Genomic DNA, 17,263 nt, shown 5'->3' on the forward strand with positions numbered 1-17,263 from the left:
AAGCAAATCCCGAAAAATCGGGCTGGCCTAAGATTAAAGCCACGTCCCGAGTTGATCGTGAAGCGCATCGCCGAAGTCCGCGCTGTCGAGGTTTCCATCCCCAACGTGGATTACTTGAAAACCCTCGCTATCACCCGCACTTGAGTCGCGTAGCTGCGGTGCTTGTCGTGCCGCCGGCGGAGGGAGTGGCGTGGCCACTCGTGGTGCGGCGACGACGTGCCCGATCATTTCCAGACGCAGGGCTGATTCCGCCAGCGCCTTGAGGACGGCGGCCCGACGACGGGCCGTAGGACACGCGCTCAACCGCTCGAACAGCAGCGGCGACACGAGCTCGTTGATCGTGATGGTCATCTCGATCTTGTCGCTCATGCCACCTCCTTAACGACGCTCGCGGGCGATCGTCGATTCGCCGACCAGCAGGAATCCCCGCACGTTTGCAAGGCACGGCGCGTCGATCAATTCGATCACCACGCGCGGGAAGGCGCGGCGGATCACCGCCGCATATAGTGCCGCTCCTCCACCGGACAGGATGATCGACCGGACGTTCGCCAGCCGGCCGACGTTGTTCTGCATTTCCTTCACGACGCCTGAAATCAGCGGTTGCGCTTGCTCGAGATAGGGTGCGAGATCAATGTTGGTGCCAAAGAAGAAGAACGGCGTCTGCTCACGCAGCGCTTTGTCGATCCGCTCGATATCCTCCACTGCGTCGCCCTGGTCCCGGGCGATCAGCGACGCGATCCGCTGATAGATCTGCGATGCGCCGCCCGGCATACCGCTGCTGCGCTTGTCGTCCATCGTGAAACCGCTCGCGTAGACCCAATCGGTCGTGAAGTAACCGACGTCGACGACGAGATGCTCGACGTCCCGCGCGAAGCCACCTTGCCGACCGCTGGACGCGAGAACGAGCGAGCCGAGCGGCTGCGGGATCACCATGACCTTGTCGATCGTCACGCGGCCGGCGCCGAAATCCAGTTCGCCAGTGAAGCGTTCCTTGAGTTCGGTCGCGTACTTCTTCATGTTGTGGACGGGTAGGCCGAGCACCAGGCGTTCGATGTGCGACACGCCTGCGAAGTGGATCGCGCCGAAGAGCAGCGCGGCGTAGTTGTCCGAGAGCACGTAGTCGTCCGCGAGTGCGCGCCCCGTGTTGCCGTAGGCGGCGGTCAGCGAGACGTCGGGGCCGACCTCGTACTCGACTAGATCGATGACGATGGTGGCCACTTTGCGCGCGGTCAGGACACCTTCTCCGTAGCCGGCGATGGCGCGACTGGCAGCAAGCGGTGCGAGGGAAGGGAACATGCCTGCGACGATGGAATTGTTCGCGGCACGGTGGGCATACTTCGTGTTGCCGTAGCCGACGTCGATAGCAAAGACTGCGGTTTTCAAGGGTGACTCCTTTGGTCGATGGTTCATGGAAAGCAGGTGCAATGTCGAATCTGAAGTCGACCTACGGTACGACCTAAATTCGAAAGTCCTAGATAAAGTCGGACATTGAGGATGGGTCGTCTCCGAAGTCGGACATAAAGTGGGAGATAGCAGAGCTGGGCCCGTCAATCTCCCGGATAAGGTCCGAGATTGCGTGATCCAGTCTATCGAGCGGGTCGCAAAGTCAAGTTTCGGAAAGCCGTGCACTTCCCGTCAGCTTTCGCGCTGTCGAGCGTGACAAATCGGCCTATTCTTGGCATCACCTACCGCGTCATCGACGCATCGAACCCGAGCACCAGGCGCTCACACCTTCCTTCTGGCCCGTCCTGGGCCTTCTACGCAGTGAAATGTCCGGGCCGCACATTGACGCGGCCTTCTTTTGAAGCAAATCAAGTACACAGTGGTCCACCTTGAGGACCCCTGGACAGTGCGATATCCATACGATTGGCGGCGGTTTGTCGCAATGGGATGCAATGAGGACATGTGGACGCCGGACAGCGGACAGTTCACGTGGCCTCGATTGCGTCTACTCACGCCCTTTCAGCGAACGAGCTGGGTGCGTTCAGGAAGCCCGATACACCGCGGCCGACATGAACGTGCTTGGGGGCGGGGGAAGTCTTGCGATCCGGAGAAGCCGGCGTCGCGATTCCCCGATTGGAAGAACGAACGGTAGGCGCAGCCGTAACCAAAATGCGCAACAGGAATTGCCCGGCACTTAGCCCGGCGCCGGCGACCGCGAGGATCGTCGACGCCGAGACGCGCAAGCGTCAGGCTGGCAGGGTAGCCACGAAGCTGGACTGGGCGGAGGCAATCCGCGCAGCGCGTCCGACAAGCGGGCGCGAAATGATCGGTGACGGTTTGCGCGAAGCGGGGGCCGCGTCGGTCATGGCAGCAGGATGGACGGTCGGAACGCATGTACTTCCCATGCGTCGGGCTGATCGGATGGAATCGCTAAAGGACAGGAAGGGCGGGACCGCACCGGCGGATTCCGGCGGAGCCGCTTGCGCGATAGCGATGGCGGTAGAGGGATAGTCCAGCGTGGTGCCAGGTAGGGGCACGCAACGGACGGTTAAGGTGAACGTCTATGGGGCCGATCTGAACTGTCGGGAACACTCCGCGTTGTCTGACGCGAGGAAAGCCTGCGCGAAGCGGGCGCTGACGGTCGATGCCGAATTCCCAGCGCAGAGACGAATGTCCCACGCGCGGGTTGGGTTGAACGATGACACCTACCGCGTTGGAGTGATTTTCGACGCGTGGCGCCGCGGAGACCTGTGCTTGACGAAGCACCAGGGCTGTACGTTGTGTTCGCAAGCGGGAGTCGGCGTGAGCCCCTCGGGCCAGGGGCGATGATGTCGTCGCGCCGAGATGTGGGACGACGTCGCGGGGAAACGCGACGTGCTTGGCATGACCGATTAATGGTATTGAGCGGCGGGTGATGTCCGCTGGGTGCAAGCGGCGTTGGCCGCAAGGAGTAGGAGTATGGCTGCGATCCTCAACGTCCGAGCTGTTGTGGGCCGCTATCGACTGCCGCCGGAGTTTCGCGATGCACTGCTGGTGCTGTTCGATCAGCATGTCGCCGAGATCCACAGCACGACGAGGATCAGCAAACGTGCGTTGTCGATCAAGACGCAGGAATACCGGGCGACCGCGATCTGCAAGGCGTTCGTCGAACTGCGTGACGGCGGGTTCGCCCTGCAAACGCCGTGGTCGTTGAAGGAGAAGCACATCGAGTACTTGATCGATCGATGGGTGAAGGCTGAACAGTCCGGCGGCACGATCGAGAACAAGCTCACCTACTTGCGGGCACTCGCGCAGTGGCTAGGTAAGGCGAACCTCGTCGGCACGCTCGGCGACTACGTCGATCGCCGCGAGGCCGGCCTCGAGCGCAGCTACGTCGCAACCGAAGACAAATCGTGGGTGGGGAACGAGGTGGACGCGGCGGCCAAGATCGAAGAGATCGCGAAGACATGTCCATACACGGCTGTGCAACTCAAGCAGCAGGCCGCTTTTGGCTTGCGCGTCGAAGAGAGCTTCATGCTGCGTCCGGTGGAGGCGGTTCGCGATCCGAATGTACTGGCGGTGACGTGCGGGACAAAGGGCGGGCGGCCGCGGGAGGTGCCGATCGAACGGAAGGTTGCGATTCTCGAGGAAGCTGCGCGGCTGAGCAACGGCGTCACGGGGTCCACGATTCCAGTCGGCCGGACGTTGAAGCAGTGGCGCGACTGGTATTACTACGTGCTCGCCAAGCATGGCGTGACGAAAAGCGGGATCGGTGTGACGAGCCATGGGTTGCGTCACGAGTATCTGCAGACGCTCTACGAACAGGTCGCGGCAGCGCCGGCACCGATCAAGGGATCGGCGGCGCGCCCGGATGCGGCCGCCCATGCGGAAGCCAAGCGCCGAGTGGTGGAGGCCGCTGGACACAGCCGCAAGTCGAAGGCGAATGCGTACCTGTCAACGTTTGTGCGGCAGGACATGCTGAAGAAAGCGCTGCCGACCGTCGAGAAAGTAGAAACGGCGCTCGACGCGGCCGGCGGGAACAAGAGTCATGCCGCGGCGGCGCTGGGCATTTCACGTCAGGCGCTGTATCGCATCCTGGGCATGCCCGGGAAAACTATGACAGGTTAACTGAGGGGACAATCGGCATTCGGCCACCAAGGGACAGTCGACTAGTTTCATCGAATGACCGAAGTTCGGCGTATATTTGACGCCGAATGGGTCCGCCACGCGCGAGAAGGGAACGCAATGCCGAACATACCCGCAATGCTTGTGGCCGCGCACGATATAAGGGCACAGATCGATGGGCTGCTGTTGCGTGGGCGCGTGCAGGATAGTGGCGAACATCGCGTCGCTGCAACGCTGTGTCTGACTATCGCCGAACAGTTTGCGGCGACCCTGCACTTGATAGAGGGCGGCTTCTCGTCCCATGCACCAGTCATGGTACGCTCAATGCTAGAGGGACATGCGAATCTGCTGAACCTAGTAAGCGACCCTGCATTCGTCGACCAGATCAGGTACGACAACGCGCGTGCCGATGTCGTGTTGTTCACTGAATATGCGGCGGACCCCGAGATGCAGGGCAACGCGGACGCGCAGGAAACATTGGCCAAATGGAAAGCCGATGCGGAACCGGTGCGCGATGAGTTGGAAGCGAAGGGCTATGGCAAGCTCGACGTGTACCAGCGATTCAAGAGAGCAAACATCTTGTCTACATACGTGGCCTACCGCGTCTTTTGCTCGTTCGCACATAACCAACTCACAACATTGTTGGCGCGTCATGCTGACCGTTTCGAGCTTCGCTACCATGTCGAAGCGCCGAAAGCGCTAACTGCCAGCCTGCTGAATGTAGCCGTCAGCATTTTGTGCCAAGCGGTTGTAACGGCATCGCACTACACCGACCTGACCGACGCCGAGCTGCGGCAAGTAATCGACGCTGCCGACGCAACATGGAGCGCAGCGCAGGCACTCGTCGAGTAGGCCCCGGTTAGCTGGGCGGGCTGGAAGCGTAGTGCGCTGCATGGAGAGGGAAGCATGAGCGACCGGACCAGTCGCGCTACTTTACAAACGCCGGAGGGCAAGGCTCTAGTCGAGCGGCGTCCGTCATTGGTTGGCTGTAAGATCAGCGTTCACGGTCACCGATCGAGGTGATCGCGGTGCTGAACTGACTGATCAAATTCACAGAAATCCTCATATGTACTCGTGTTATGGCTGGCATCCATACACTTAACGCGCGCGGCAACGTGCAGCTCCCGGTTATCCGGAAGCACTACGGCTGGACTGATTCGCGCACCTTCCATGAAATTCAGCGCTTTCACATCGATTTCCTAACGATCCTTCGCGCGAAGGGTGTCGACTACTCGTCACTCCGAAGTGCGCTGACGCCGCAGCCGACGAAGCACGAGGCGGCATTTCTTTTCGACGAGCATCGCTGCGAGAACACGTTCGTTCCGGGTGTGGAATGCGCCGACGCGCTGTTCAAGGCGCTCGACCGCAAAACGACGCACAGCATTCTTGGCGGCGAGTTGGTCGACGACAGGGACGAGATCGCACGCGCGCTGCTTCGCCGTTCAGCGATTGTCTCCAAAGACTTGAACTTCAAGCATCCATGCTTCTGCTACGTCATCTACGTCAACAACCTTTCCGAGGGCAGCGTCACCGCCATCGACAGCAAGCTACGGGCACACAAAGCCTACCTTGGCTACGTCCCTTGCACCTATGCAAGCCTTGCCAAGACATTCGTGTCGATGCATCTCGTGAATCTGGTGATCAAGCAGGGAAATACCGTCATCCTCGGACATGAGGATGACCGGCCGAACACCGAGAACTGCAACCTGCATCTCCATGACTACACAGCCCTTGGCCTCCAGCTAAAGAGCCTTCAGTCGATGTACTTCGACACCTTCTTGTCCTACAAGCCCGAGCAGATGTTCCTAAAGGAGTCGGACGACGATCTTGAAATCGCGTTGCGAGCGATGTCTAAGGAGATCGCCCCGCTCGATGAGTTCGCAGTTGTCATCGAGGACGACAAATTCGAGAAGTATCTGAAGACCGTGAAGCTTGGGAAAATGATGAAAGCTGGCCTCGCCGACTTGACCAAAGCGGAGCTGGAGGCGGCTATCCGCGAGAAACTGCGGATGAGCTACCTGTACAACATGGAGTGGGTCGATGAGCCCACGCACCAGCTCAGCAAGTTCAACATCATGCTCGAATTCCCGAGGGCAGACGGGTATCCGGAGCGAATGGTCGTTTCCCTCGAATACCGGCCCGTCGAGCGCGTGCTGCGACTGGTGACGGTTTCATGAGTTATCACGTTCTCGTGCGAACGCCGGGCCTTGATCTGCAGCCGAATCGTGCAATTCCAGAAGGTCACTGCACCGGAAGGTGTCGGTCTGATCGGCCACCGGTCTCCAAAAGTCGTGGGGATGTCGCGTCCGCTATTCGCTGCATTGCGGCCGTTTAGCGGTATATGGCGAACGGCCACACTGGGTCGTAAACGGACATCGATTATGAGAGCAGGAAAGCCGCGAGCACGCCGTCGACCGACCATCCATCGCGAAGACATGACTGGCGCATGGAGTGGCTCCCACGCAGAGGCGCGGCCTCAGCATCCTGTGACGACGCCGATCCTTGTTGTGGCCAAGACCGGCGACTCCCTCCCGCTGGTGCCAGCGGTGGCTGCGTAGCGGCTGCCGGCAGTCTCGCCGCTGCGAGCTCCTATCCCTGCGCCGCTTTCGGACATTCAACGGCGGCGCACAGAACTGTTCGATGTTTTCGAAGCCTCCCACAACCTGCCCATGGCGGAATTCGCGCGCTGGATCAGCTACGAGGTGAAGGCAGGCAACCTGCTGGCCATGAACGTGGGCAATCGTGGACAGCGTGTTCGGGACCGGCATTTTGATCCGCTTGAGCACGGTCTGATCCAAGCGATGATGAAGCTGAACCGGGACGCCGATCCGTGGACGATCTACCACGCGCTCCTCGAATCACGTACAGCGTTGAGCCGCCGCAACACGCTGTAGAGCGTGACCTCGACCAATCTGGACAAGGTCATCATGGCCGTTTTCAACGCCGTCAAGGAGGCCACCATGTTGAGCGCATTATGAGCGTTCGTCAGCAGCAGTAGTGCCCGGCAAAGTCTCGTCGGAGCAATGTCCCTTGGAAGCCTAGATACTTGCGCACGGCGCGCAAACATCCCGAGCGTTCAGATCGCCACGGGGACTCCCTGTGACGTATCCCGCCGCGGCCTTCGAAAGAGTCCTCGATTGATTTGACTGCTGGTAAAATGGCAAACTCAAGATGGGTTGAGGCGAGCTAGGTGGTCGCCGCCGAGGATCAATATGAACGTAGGACAAGCGATTCGCTGGTTTCGCCAGCATAGGGGCATCTCACAGGGCGACGTGGCCCGCCGCGCCGCATGTTCCGTCTCTTACCTGTCGCTTCTTGAGAACAACAAGCGCGACCCTACGCTTTCTATGGTCGCGAAAATTGCAGACGCTTTGCATGTGCCCGTCGGGACATTGTTTCTGGTGGCTGCCGAGCCCTCTGACCTGGGGTTCATCGACGAACGTCTGGTTGATGAATTGCGGCGCGCGGTGGTGTCATCGGCGCCGGCTGATCGGAATGAGGTCACGCATGGCTGATTCGCAGCTTGCAACGATTCGTAGGGAGGTAGCCTATCATGGCCAGCGCTGATCAACTCAGGGCGCTCGTGAAGTCACATATCAACCGTGACGATGGCCAGTTCTATTCCGTGGCGATGCAGGTGGCAGCGCATGAGGCCAAGGTCGGGCACGGCAAGTTGGCTGAAGAGCTACGTGACATGATCGACGCCGCGAAGTCCCGTGGGCTCAACGCAGAGCCAGGCAAGCTGGTGCCGCTTGCCAAACCGCGTGGCGAACTGGCCAATCTGCTGCATGTGACCTATCCCAAGAGCCGGCTGGTCGACATGGTCCTGGATGCAGGCGTCGTCGAACAAATCCAGCGCATCCTGAAGGAGCAGCGCTTGAACGCGCGCATACGCGAGCACGGGCTATCGCCGCGACGCAAGCTGCTGCTCGTAGGGCCCCCTGGCACAGGAAAGACGATGACCGCCTCGGTGCTGGCCGGCGAACTTGGCGTGCCGCTCTTTCTGGTGCGCCTCGATGCGCTGATCACCAAATTTATGGGCGAAACCGCGGCCAAGCTGCGCCAGGTGTTCGACGCCATCAGCGACGTTCGCGGCGTGTACTTTTTCGACGAGTTCGATGCCATTGGATCTCAGCGTGGGCTGGCGCACGACGTGGGAGAAATACGGCGCGTGCTCAACAGCTTCCTGCAGATGATCGAGCACGACCAGTCTCACAGTCTGATCGTCGCCGCGACCAACCATCCCGAGATCCTCGACTACGCGCTCTTTCGCCGATTTGATGATGTCCTGGAGTACCACTTGCCCAGCGCTCAGCAAGCGGGAGAACTGATTCGCAGTCGACTCGCGCGATTTGCGCCGAAGCCGCTCGCGTTGAAGTCCTTGGTGGCCAAAGCGGAAGGTCTTAGCTATGCAGAGATCCGGCGCGCGGTGGACGAAGCGATCAAGGAAACCGTGATGCACGAAGGCGAGCAGGTTTCGACGCAGATGCTCGTTCGAGCATTGGAGGAACGACGTCGCCTGAGCGCACGACTCGAAAATAACAGCAAACCGTCCAGAGATGCCACCAGAGGCCGATAAGCGTCCCCACCTCGTACTTCACAACACGTCTGAGGCCGTTGCCTTTACAGCACACAGCCCGGGGGGCGGTTCGTCGCCGACACTACCGGCGAGGGATCGACAAACACATGGCCAGGCGCTTCAGGGACAGCTGCAAGCGCTCAGACCATTGATGGCGCAGGCAACACAGGCCCAGCGAGAAAGCGGTATGGAAAGCGGCCTCGGCCTTCAGGTCGAATTCGAGGGCCAGCCCGACGTTGAACTGGCTTTCCAGAGCCTCGGAAACGAGACGAAGCACATCGAGTTGCTCAGCGTCCGCAAGGCGGGCGACGTGACCTTTGCCAACGTGTTCGTTCCTGATGGCAAGCTGGAGCACTTCGAGACCTACGTCGCCGAGTACCTGGCTGACCGCAAGGGTGCATCTGGTCAATCGCTCGACCACAAGCCACTGCTGAACACTATCGCGTCTATCCGTCAAGCAGAGCTACGCGCACTGTGGACCGACGACCCGGCACTCCTACCCGACGACGCTGGCACAGCGTTCTGGTGGGAAGTGTGGCTGCCGGTACGAGAAGATCGGCTGAAGGTTGTTGAAGATTTTCGGAAACTTGCGCAGTCGGCAGATTGCGAAGTCAGCGAGCACCAGGCGAATTTTCCCGAGCGAACAGTCATCACGATGTTCGGATCCGAAGCGCAGTTGAGCCAGTCGGTGCTGCTACTCAACTGCGTTGCCGAACTTCGCAAGGCGAAGGACACGGCTGAATTCTTCGATGGGATGGGTGTTGAAGAGCAAGGCGCGTGGATGGACGACATGCTGGCGCACGCCGTTTGGCCTGCTGCCGGCGCGCCGCATGTCTGCCTCATCGACTCGGGGGTCAATCGTGGTCATCCGATGCTGGCGCCGCTGCTGCACGGGCCCGACCAGCACACTGTCAACCCCGCCTGGGGAGTCGACGACACAGCCAATCACGGGACTGGCCTGGCAGGTCTGGCTACCTACGGCGAACTCACCGCGGCCGTGGGACAGGCCGCGCCAGTCACGGTGACGCATCGACTGGAGTCTGTGAAGCTCGTTTCCGAAGAGGGCGACAACGCAGGTGACGCCAGGCATCATGCCTACCTGTTCGCCGAGGCGGTCAGCCGACCAGAGATCACCCATCCCGACCGTGCGCGGGTTTTCGCGACGGCGGTCACCGCATCCGACTACCGTGATCGCGGTCGCCCCTCCTCGTGGTCGGCGATGCTTGACCGCCTTGCGTCAGATGTCGATGGCGGAGGCGAAACCCCGCGGCTGTTCGTTCTGGCATCTGGCAACACCCGCAGTCACGACGCTTGGATGACGTATCCCGATAGCTTGGCGACGAACCTCGTGCACGACCCGGGACAAGCTTGGAATGCACTGACCGTCGGCGCCTGCACGCACAAGATTGACACTGAAATCGCGGGCCTGGCGGCGATTGCTGCGGAAGGCGGCCTCAGCCCGTACACCACGACATCGCGTACATGGGACAGTGCGTGGCCCTTGAAACCCGACGTGGTTTTCGAAGGGGGCAATGTCGGCAAGGACAAGCTGGGTGCTTCCGGAGTTCCCGCTCTCAATCTGCTCACTACGCACAACGTGCCCGACGAGCGCTTGTTCACGACGACCAATGCGACGAGTGCGGCATCGGCTCTCTGCGCGAGGATGGCCGCCCAGGTCATGGCGGCGTACCCGCAATTCCGGGCTGAAACGGTCCGAGCCCTGATCGTTCACGCCGCTGAGTGGACGCCAGCGATGCGGCAAATGTTCCTGCCTGCCGGTGGGCAACCCAGTAAGCAGGACTATGTGAATTTGATCCGTCATTGCGGCTGGGGAACGCCGGATCTCGAGCTTGCGCTCTGGAGTGCGGGTAACTCGTTGTCTCTGGTCATCGAAGATGCAGTCCACCCTTACACCAAGGAGAAGGGGCGCGGCGTAGTCAGCCGCGATATGAATCTGCATGCGCTGCCATGGCCGAAGGAGGAGCTTGAGGCCCTGCAAAACGCCCGGGTGCAGATGCGAGTCACGCTGTCTTATTTCGTGGAGCCCAATCCATCGGCCCGCGGTGCAACCTCGAAGTTCCACTATCCGTCACATCGCCTGCGATTTGACCTCAAGCGGCCTCTTGAGGCATCAGTCGAGGATTTCGTGGCTCGGATCAACGCGGCCGCGCAGCAGGAAGACGATGGCGCTGCCGCCAACCCTCGCGACGCCGGGTGGCACCTGGGCGACCGACAGCGGCACCGCGGCTCGCTACATCAGGATGTCTGGGAAGGCACCGCCGCGGAGTTGGCCAGCCGCGGTTTTCTAGCCGTCTATCCGTCCGCAGGCTGGTGGCGCACGCGCCCTAGTCTAGAGCGCTACGCCTTGCCCGCTCGCTATAGCCTCATCGTTTCGTTGCGAACGGAGCAGACGGACATCGACCTGTACAGCGTGATCGCGAACAAGATTGCGATCGAGGTCTGATAGTCGGCTCGGACCCCGCAGAGCGCTCATCTCCACGCGCGCAAAAGATGCTGCGAGCAATCTGGACACAGTCATCATGGCCGTTTCCAATGCAGTCAGAGGCCAGCACGTTTGGAAGCGCCGCTTGAGGGCGCTTTGAACGAGGCCAGCGGCCTAACCACTCGTTATCCCCCACCAGGGAGAAGATGACAGCAACGCGCCAGGAAGCAGCCATCCGATGGCCGACATGTCGGATGACCGGGCCGGGTCGATAGTGTTGAAAAACTCTTCCGTCGGGTACCCGAGTGAGTTTTCAGGGGACCGCTTACCCCTAACCGATGCTCACGAGCGGCTTGTAGAGTGATCTGAGAGGCCGATTTTTCTCGGCGCGGTGCGTCCGCGGGTAAAACTGAGTTTTTCAACACTATCGGTCGGACAGCGACATCCGCAGAAATCTGTGTTGTTTTTCGGTCTGATGCGTGATTGCCAGAATGAGTATGGAAATCGTCAGGCATACGCTCATTGAGCGAGGCCGGCGATCGATAAACTGAGTGTGTCTCTCAGGTTCTGGCAAGGCCCTCGGAAAAGCGTAAGCGCTAAATCCGCCACACGTCGTTAGGTGACGTGTTACCGGGTAACATGTTTCGAATCGATAGTTACCGGGTAACGAAGGAGATGCGAGATGACGCAAACGACGGCGCAGCGGCAGGCGGCTTATCGGGCAAGGCGCGAGACGGCAGGCAAGGACGGCAACGGTGATCGACGTCTGGATATGTGGATGAGCACGGAAGCGTATCTTGCTCTGACGCGGTTAGCTCGCCGTTACTCGGTAACGAAGCGCCAGATGCTGGAACGGTTGATCGCGCGGGCAGACGACGCGATTGTGCGCCGACTCGATCCCGATTCGGAACAGTGGGACCAATACTTCGGCCCAGCGCGGTAGCGATCGGAGTTACCCGGTAACGGCTTGCTGTCGAGCGAAGTTGAACGGTAGCAGGTCGCTAATATCGGCATCCGGTGCGCGCTGCGGCAATTCGGTCAGCACGTGCAGCAGATAGGCATGGGGATCGACGCCACAGGCTCGACACGTGAGCATCAGGCTGTAGACCATCGCGCTCGCTTTCGCGCCGTCGACCGTATCGCTGAAGAGCCACGACTTTCTCGCCGTGGCAAACGGCCTGATGTCGCGTTCGATGACGTTGTTGTCTATTGCAAACCGGCCATCGTCCACATAGCGACTCAGGTAAGGCCATTGCCGGAGACAGTAGCCGATCGCCTCGCCTAGCAGGCTCTTGGGCAGAACCTTCGGCGCGAGCTCGTCGAGCCAACTCTTGAAGGCGTTTAGCAACGGCACGCTGTGCTGTTGGCGCAAGCGGTACCGGTAATCGGCCAGCGTCTCGCCTTCGGGCAACGTCTGTTTGGCGAGCGTCTCGACCTGGTACAGCGCCTGGAAGAATTCGAGCGCCTTCGTGATGCGGGGGCTCGGTTTGTTCTTCTGCCCCTTGAGCGCATCCGTGAACATCCGGCGTCCATGCGCAAGGCATCCGAGGTGCGTGGCCGATTTGACCGTCCGCCACGCAGGCCAGCCGTCCGTCATCAGCGTGCCCGCGTAGTCTCCGAGGAACTCCTTCGGGTACTGCTGGCCACGCCCCGGCTGGTACTCAAACAGCACCACCGGCTGCTCGCTATCCTCCGCGCTTCGGTAGACCCACATGTATGACTTGTCCTGCGCGTTTCGGCCGTTCTCCTTCAGGACCTGGACGGTGGTCTCGTCGCCGTGAATCAGCCACTGGCTGAGCAGAATCTTCTTGAGCGCCTTGAACAGGCGCGTGTAGTGAAGCTCGGCGGGGCGGATGATCCAGTTCGCCAGCGTACCGCGGCTGACTGCGATATTCGAGCGTGCGAGCACGTCTTCCATCCGGTACAGCGGCGTGCCGTCGACATACTTGCCGGCCGTGACGGCGGCGATCATCGATGCACTGGCGTGACTACCCGGCAAGGGCTGCGCCGGCATCGGCGCGACCACGATCGGTGTGTGCGTGCCGTGACGCTCGCAGTGCCGACACGCGTACTTGAAACGCGCGTGCTGCAGCACCGAGACCTTGACCTGCATGTGCAACTGTTCGCTGATTTCCTCGCCCATCCGATGCATTGCCTTGCTGCAGCACGGGCAGATCTTCTGGTCTTCGGGCAGGTCGTACTCGATTCGCTCGCGCGGCAGGTCCGCGGGCAGCGGTTTGCGGCCACGCTTGCGCGGTTCAGGCTGGCCGGGTTCCGGCAACCCGGTATCGGGCAACGTCAGCGGCTCGCCGTCGTCCTCCTCGGCCGGCTCAGCGTGGGCTGCCTCTTCGGCCTCGTTGAACACGCGGTCGCGGCGCTTCTCGCTCTTCGGCGCGTACTGTCGGGCCAACGCGAGACGATATTGCTCTTCCAGCGCATCCAGGCGCTTGGTCAATTCGTCGATCCTGGCGTCACGCTCGGCAATGACCTGAGCATCGGCCGCCACCCGCTCCTCCAGCTTGTGGATATAGGCCTTGGCGGTGCGCGGAAGTCGGGGGAGATTGGGAGGGGACATGCGCTCAACGATAGCGAAACGCAGAGCCAAATAGGTTTACGCGAATTTGTAACAGCTAAAGCCGCCGTTGTTTACTGACAACAGCGGCGATACCCTGCTTCAGTTCGTGTGGCAGTACTGCCGCGCTGGGTGGCGGCGCACGGCGTCGATATCGACGCCGTCGAGCAGCAGGTGAAGCTGCTCGGCCGTCAGTTCGATCACGGCTTGCTGACGGCGGGGCCAAACGAAACGGTCGGCCTCGAGGCGTTTCAATAGGAGCCAGAATCCGGCCCGGTCATACAGCAGAAGCTTCACGCGATCGCGTTTGCGGTTGTGGAACGCGAAGACGGCTCGCGCAAGCGGATCGAGCAGCATCGACTGCTCGACCAGCGCGACGAGGCTGTTGATGCCGGCGCGGAAGTCGATGGGCTCGCGGTGCAGGTAGATCTGCAGGTCCGCGTCGAAGCGGAACATCAGCGTGCCCCCAACGCTTCGATCATCGCCTTCACGAGAGCGCCATCGTGTGCGGCGCATTCGAGCTGTAGCGTTACGCCGTTGGGCAACTGCGCTGATAGTCGCGCCGGCGTCATTGCCTTCGCCGCTTCGTACCTGTGTGACGTTCGCCGTACGTTCACCGGCTCGGGGTTCGTGCGCACCGGTGCCACCTCGTTGATCGGAACGACCGGCACGAATGCCGATGGCAAGGGCTCGACGCACGCCGTCACAGCAGCATTCGCGCGTTCGCGCAATTGAATCCACTTATGCAGCTGGTTCGCGTTCACACCCGCCTTCAACGCCAGTCCGGCAATTGACGCGCCCGGCTGCAGGCAGGCTTCAATCAGCTTGCGCTTACCCTCGGCGTCAAACCTGCGCTTGCCCGTCGCGGTCACGCCGGTCACCCGCAGTGGCAGGAAATCAACTTCGTTCTGTGTCATCGGTTGCGTCCGCAAGTTGTAGTTGCGGACGCAAGCCTGCGCTCGTTCAGCTTTCGATTCTAGGTGGGGTTAAATTCGCGCTTACGGAAAAGCTAGAACCATCTTTAAGCCGGCGTTAGCCGGCTTTTTTTCGCTCAGCGCGGGCTTCGGCGGCCACGCACCAAGCGATCAAGTATTGGCCGTATGTCGGAGGTGGCTCCGGACGCCTACCAGCGGTCGCGATCCGGCATAGCGTCGACGGCGATCGCGATCCGGTCTTCGAACAGGAAATCGCAGTGCTCGCTCGGTGAGTGAATTTTCGAAAACTGGACATAGTCCTGGCCGTCGACTTCGATCCACTTAGCGAGCTGAACGAGTTTCCGATACCGGCTGGCGTCCTCGAGCACAGGCGCGATCGGCCACGTGTCGAAGGTGACGACGGTCGCGTCGATGATACGCTGGGCCAACATCTTGAAGATCGGCCCGAGTTCGACCCAGTCACCTTCGGCCCGTGACAGCATATCGAGCACCATCTGGGTGTCGCACGCACCGAGCTCGCGCTCGATCAGCGTCCGTAGATCGTCGTGCGTTGTACGGGGACGATTTGTCCGGCGGTTCCATGTCTCCGCGCATCGGTTCTTCGCGGCTGTCTCGTCTTCCCCGCCTGCTTCCCATTGCGTAGACATTCCGCAATCGGTGCAGTAAATCGACACGAGGGGCTCTGTCCGCGGAGCCTCAGGGGGCCGCGGAAGGACGTCGCCGAGCTCGGGCGGTCCGCCGAATCTGCCGAAGTGGCTGAAGTCGAATCGGCGGTTCTCGTCGCAGTCAACGAGTCGTTGGGATCGGCCGACGGTTGGCCGGCCACCACAATGCTCACATGGATAGAGCTGTTCGATCATGTGTTGGAGGGCTGTAAGTTTCGCATCGCCGGCATTATTGCGGTTTTCGCGAGCCAGCAAAACCGAGAAAAGCATGGTACTCCCTCCGAATTCTGTTCAATACCGGCCGGAGCGCTAGGATGACACCTGTTCCTCGGCGGCGCGCACAAGGGACAGGAGTGCGTTCGTCGACGTGCCAGAACAGGCGTTCAGTCCAGATGGCGTCACAACCAGTTGGCTGGAATCGCAAAGAAACATCCGATCCGCAGATTCTCGGTTCTCGACGACCCAGAAGTGCCAGGCGCGCGCGTAGTGCCACCACGTCCCGGCTCGCTCTAGTTCCTGCCACGACGCGTGGAATTCGACGACGGCGCCGAAGTTCATGAAGATCGCGCAACGCAGTCTGCGGCTATCGGTAACGGCGATAGCGATCTGCCGGCCGCCGGAGAAGGAATCGGCATGGCGGCACGCCATGGAGAGGGCAGGAAACTGCGGGCCCCACTGATCGGTGCGGGAGACCGCGCGATGGAGGAACAGCGACTTGCCGTGCATTGGAAGCATCCTGGTTGTGAAGATGTCTCCATCTTGCCGCTCGCACGTCGAAGTCAAGTTCCCGCATTTCCGCGCGCGACGGGCGGCAATCGAACGTCGGCCAACGCGGTCACGTCAATGTCCCACTCGACAGCTTGAATCCCACGCGCGACTCGAAGACGCTGCTTTTCTCGTTTGCGAGTCTCGTACTCGGCCACGCCGTTCATGCCGTACAGCTCGATGTGGGTTGGAACTGGTGTGTCCATGAGGATGAAGTCTGGCAGCATCTCGGCTCCGTCTTCGAGCCGGATCGGTTTATCGAAGCTACGGCCTTCGGCGACGAGCCGGTTCGCCATTGCGACTTCGTGGATGGAATCGCACGCGATGTAGGTCAAAGAGCAGAGCATGGTGGCTAGATCGACCACCACGTGATGACCCTTCAATGTGCGCTCGATCACAAGAATCGCTGCCACACGAGCAGTACGGTCGTTGAGAGCGCGCATCGCGTGGCTGTAACGCTTCTCCGCGAGAGCGATCAGTTCGGTGTTGCAGTGGTATCGCTTGGCGCTCTGGCGCAAGGTGAGCGAGCGCCCGTAAGGGGTCAGGCCAATCTCTGCGATCTCGCCCACGACAAGGCCGCGATAGTTCGTGCCGTCGCGCTGACCGACACGGGCGAGAAACGCGTCGAACTCCGCGTTGATCGCTGCTCGTTCAGCTTCCTGGTACCTGCGCATGACGTGCAGGATCTGTTCCGCAGGCTCGCCGTTGATCACTGCGTCCCCGAGCCCGGCCAAGATGCGTGCATTGCAGACGCCCCGGTTCCGCGTCCGATCGGTGGCGGACCAGCGATTTTGCCGAGCGACTTGCCATAGTGCCTGCAGGAAGCCGAGGAGTGGCGCCGACCGGCGGGAGGTTGTGGGGGTGACGACTTGCCGTGGGGCTCTGGACGTCGCGCCGACCGTGCCCTGCGTGAGAGCGACGTCGAGCTTCGCGCGCAAGCCTGCTGCGGTGGCATCGATGGCCGGCAGGGTCTTCCCTGCGTCGCTTTCGCCTTCGGTCGGGTCCTTGTGGAACGAGCAGGACTCGCGGTCGTGCAACGGGCCTTCATCCGGCCACCCGGCGAGGTGCAGCAGGCTGCAGTATCGGCGGATCTGGAGGCGGAGCGGAGCCGCGGCGCCACGGCAAAGGCACTGCGCGTAGCCCGGATTGATCTTCGCGCGCTTGAGCGGGCGGACGAAGGTGGCTGGGTGTTCCTGGACGTCCTCTAACCGGGCGCTGGTTCCAGCGAACAAGACTAGTCCGGTCGATTTGTCAGTC

The 17,263-nt window shown here is 61.0% G+C and carries 17 protein-coding genes; 9 read left to right on the forward strand and 8 right to left on the reverse strand.

From position 1 onward, the window contains the following. Window positions 1–33: 33 nt before the first annotated feature. Together WS78_RS33795 and WS78_RS33800 are read right to left on the reverse strand one after the other, a co-directional pair. Window positions 34–369, reverse strand: a complete 336-nt coding sequence (locus WS78_RS33795; protein ID WP_059579486.1) for a hypothetical protein — start codon at window positions 367–369, stop codon at window positions 34–36. Window positions 370–378: 9 nt separating this feature from the next. Beyond that, the gene (locus WS78_RS33800; protein WP_059579483.1) at window positions 379–1,383 is read right to left on the reverse strand and encodes a PRTRC system protein D; all 1,005 of its coding nucleotides are present in this window, start codon (window positions 1,381–1,383) and stop codon (window positions 379–381) included. Between the two features lie 1,518 nt (window positions 1,384–2,901). Here WS78_RS33800 and WS78_RS33805 point away from each other — a divergent pair. The 8 genes from WS78_RS33805 (at window position 2,902) to WS78_RS33840 (ending at window position 12,012) form a co-directional block, all read left to right on the forward strand. Next, on the forward strand, window positions 2,902–4,050 hold the full coding sequence (locus WS78_RS33805; RefSeq protein WP_059579478.1) for a helix-turn-helix domain-containing protein: 1,149 nt from the start codon (window positions 2,902–2,904) through the stop codon (window positions 4,048–4,050). Between the two features lie 117 nt (window positions 4,051–4,167). Beyond that, on the forward strand, window positions 4,168–4,899 hold the full coding sequence (locus WS78_RS33810) for a DUF5677 domain-containing protein (RefSeq protein WP_156437551.1): 732 nt from the start codon (window positions 4,168–4,170) through the stop codon (window positions 4,897–4,899). Window positions 4,900–5,126: 227 nt separating this feature from the next. Beyond that, window positions 5,127–6,224: a hypothetical protein gene (locus tag WS78_RS33815; protein WP_059579470.1), complete on the forward strand. Its 1,098-nt coding sequence runs from the start codon at window positions 5,127–5,129 to the stop codon at window positions 6,222–6,224. Window positions 6,225–6,716: 492 nt separating this feature from the next. Continuing rightward, window positions 6,717–6,941 (forward strand): hypothetical protein, encoded by a 225-nt coding sequence (locus tag WS78_RS38445; RefSeq protein ID WP_059579467.1) that lies wholly within the window; start codon window positions 6,717–6,719, stop codon window positions 6,939–6,941. Window positions 6,942–7,259: 318 nt separating this feature from the next. After that, the gene (locus tag WS78_RS33825) at window positions 7,260–7,562 is read left to right on the forward strand and encodes a helix-turn-helix domain-containing protein (RefSeq protein WP_059579464.1); all 303 of its coding nucleotides are present in this window, start codon (window positions 7,260–7,262) and stop codon (window positions 7,560–7,562) included. 38 nt (window positions 7,563–7,600) lie between these two features. After that, complete coding sequence (locus WS78_RS33830) at window positions 7,601–8,626, forward strand: AAA family ATPase (RefSeq protein ID WP_059579459.1); 1,026 nt, start codon at window positions 7,601–7,603, stop codon at window positions 8,624–8,626. A 187-nt stretch (window positions 8,627–8,813) separates the two neighbouring features. Further along, a complete protein-coding gene (locus tag WS78_RS33835; protein WP_226377347.1) occupies window positions 8,814–11,090 on the forward strand; it encodes a S8 family peptidase in 2,277 nt (758 codons plus the stop codon). 661 nt (window positions 11,091–11,751) lie between these two features. Further along, complete coding sequence (locus WS78_RS33840) at window positions 11,752–12,012, forward strand: hypothetical protein (RefSeq protein WP_059574446.1); 261 nt, start codon at window positions 11,752–11,754, stop codon at window positions 12,010–12,012. A gap of 9 nt (window positions 12,013–12,021) precedes the next feature. On the opposite strand, the gene tnpC is transcribed toward WS78_RS33840, so the two are convergent. The 4 genes from tnpC to WS78_RS33860 form a co-directional block, all read right to left on the reverse strand. Continuing rightward, on the reverse strand, window positions 12,022–13,644 hold the full coding sequence (gene tnpC / locus WS78_RS33845) for an IS66 family transposase (protein WP_059670996.1): 1,623 nt from the start codon (window positions 13,642–13,644) through the stop codon (window positions 12,022–12,024). Between the two features lie 99 nt (window positions 13,645–13,743). Then, the gene (tnpB, locus tag WS78_RS33850; protein ID WP_059580646.1) at window positions 13,744–14,097 is read right to left on the reverse strand and encodes an IS66 family insertion sequence element accessory protein TnpB; all 354 of its coding nucleotides are present in this window, start codon (window positions 14,095–14,097) and stop codon (window positions 13,744–13,746) included. After that, the gene (gene tnpA / locus WS78_RS33855) at window positions 14,097–14,558 is read right to left on the reverse strand and encodes an IS66-like element accessory protein TnpA (RefSeq protein ID WP_059584105.1); all 462 of its coding nucleotides are present in this window, start codon (window positions 14,556–14,558) and stop codon (window positions 14,097–14,099) included. The genes tnpB and tnpA overlap by 1 nt, the downstream gene beginning before the upstream one ends. 206 nt (window positions 14,559–14,764) lie before the next feature. Continuing rightward, window positions 14,765–15,436 (reverse strand): Lar family restriction alleviation protein, encoded by a 672-nt coding sequence (locus tag WS78_RS33860; RefSeq protein ID WP_059584756.1) that lies wholly within the window; start codon window positions 15,434–15,436, stop codon window positions 14,765–14,767. Between WS78_RS33860 and WS78_RS37365 the strand changes: the two genes are divergently transcribed. Next, entirely contained in the window at window positions 15,329–15,559 is a 231-nt protein-coding gene (locus tag WS78_RS37365; protein ID WP_197419465.1) for a hypothetical protein, read from the forward strand. The two genes, WS78_RS33860 and WS78_RS37365, sit on opposite strands and share 108 nt — an antisense overlap. On the opposite strand, the gene WS78_RS33865 is transcribed toward WS78_RS37365, so the two are convergent. Next, entirely contained in the window at window positions 15,551–15,967 is a 417-nt protein-coding gene (locus WS78_RS33865; protein ID WP_059584759.1) for a hypothetical protein, read from the reverse strand. The two genes, WS78_RS37365 and WS78_RS33865, sit on opposite strands and share 9 nt — an antisense overlap. 53 nt (window positions 15,968–16,020) lie before the next feature. Then, entirely contained in the window at window positions 16,021–17,238 is a 1,218-nt protein-coding gene (locus tag WS78_RS33870; protein ID WP_226377348.1) for a DUF1173 family protein, read from the reverse strand. Window positions 17,239–17,263: the final 25 nt, after the last annotated feature.

It is taken from the genome of Burkholderia savannae (genome assembly GCF_001524445.2).
Lineage (GTDB): Bacteria > Pseudomonadota > Gammaproteobacteria > Burkholderiales > Burkholderiaceae > Burkholderia > Burkholderia savannae.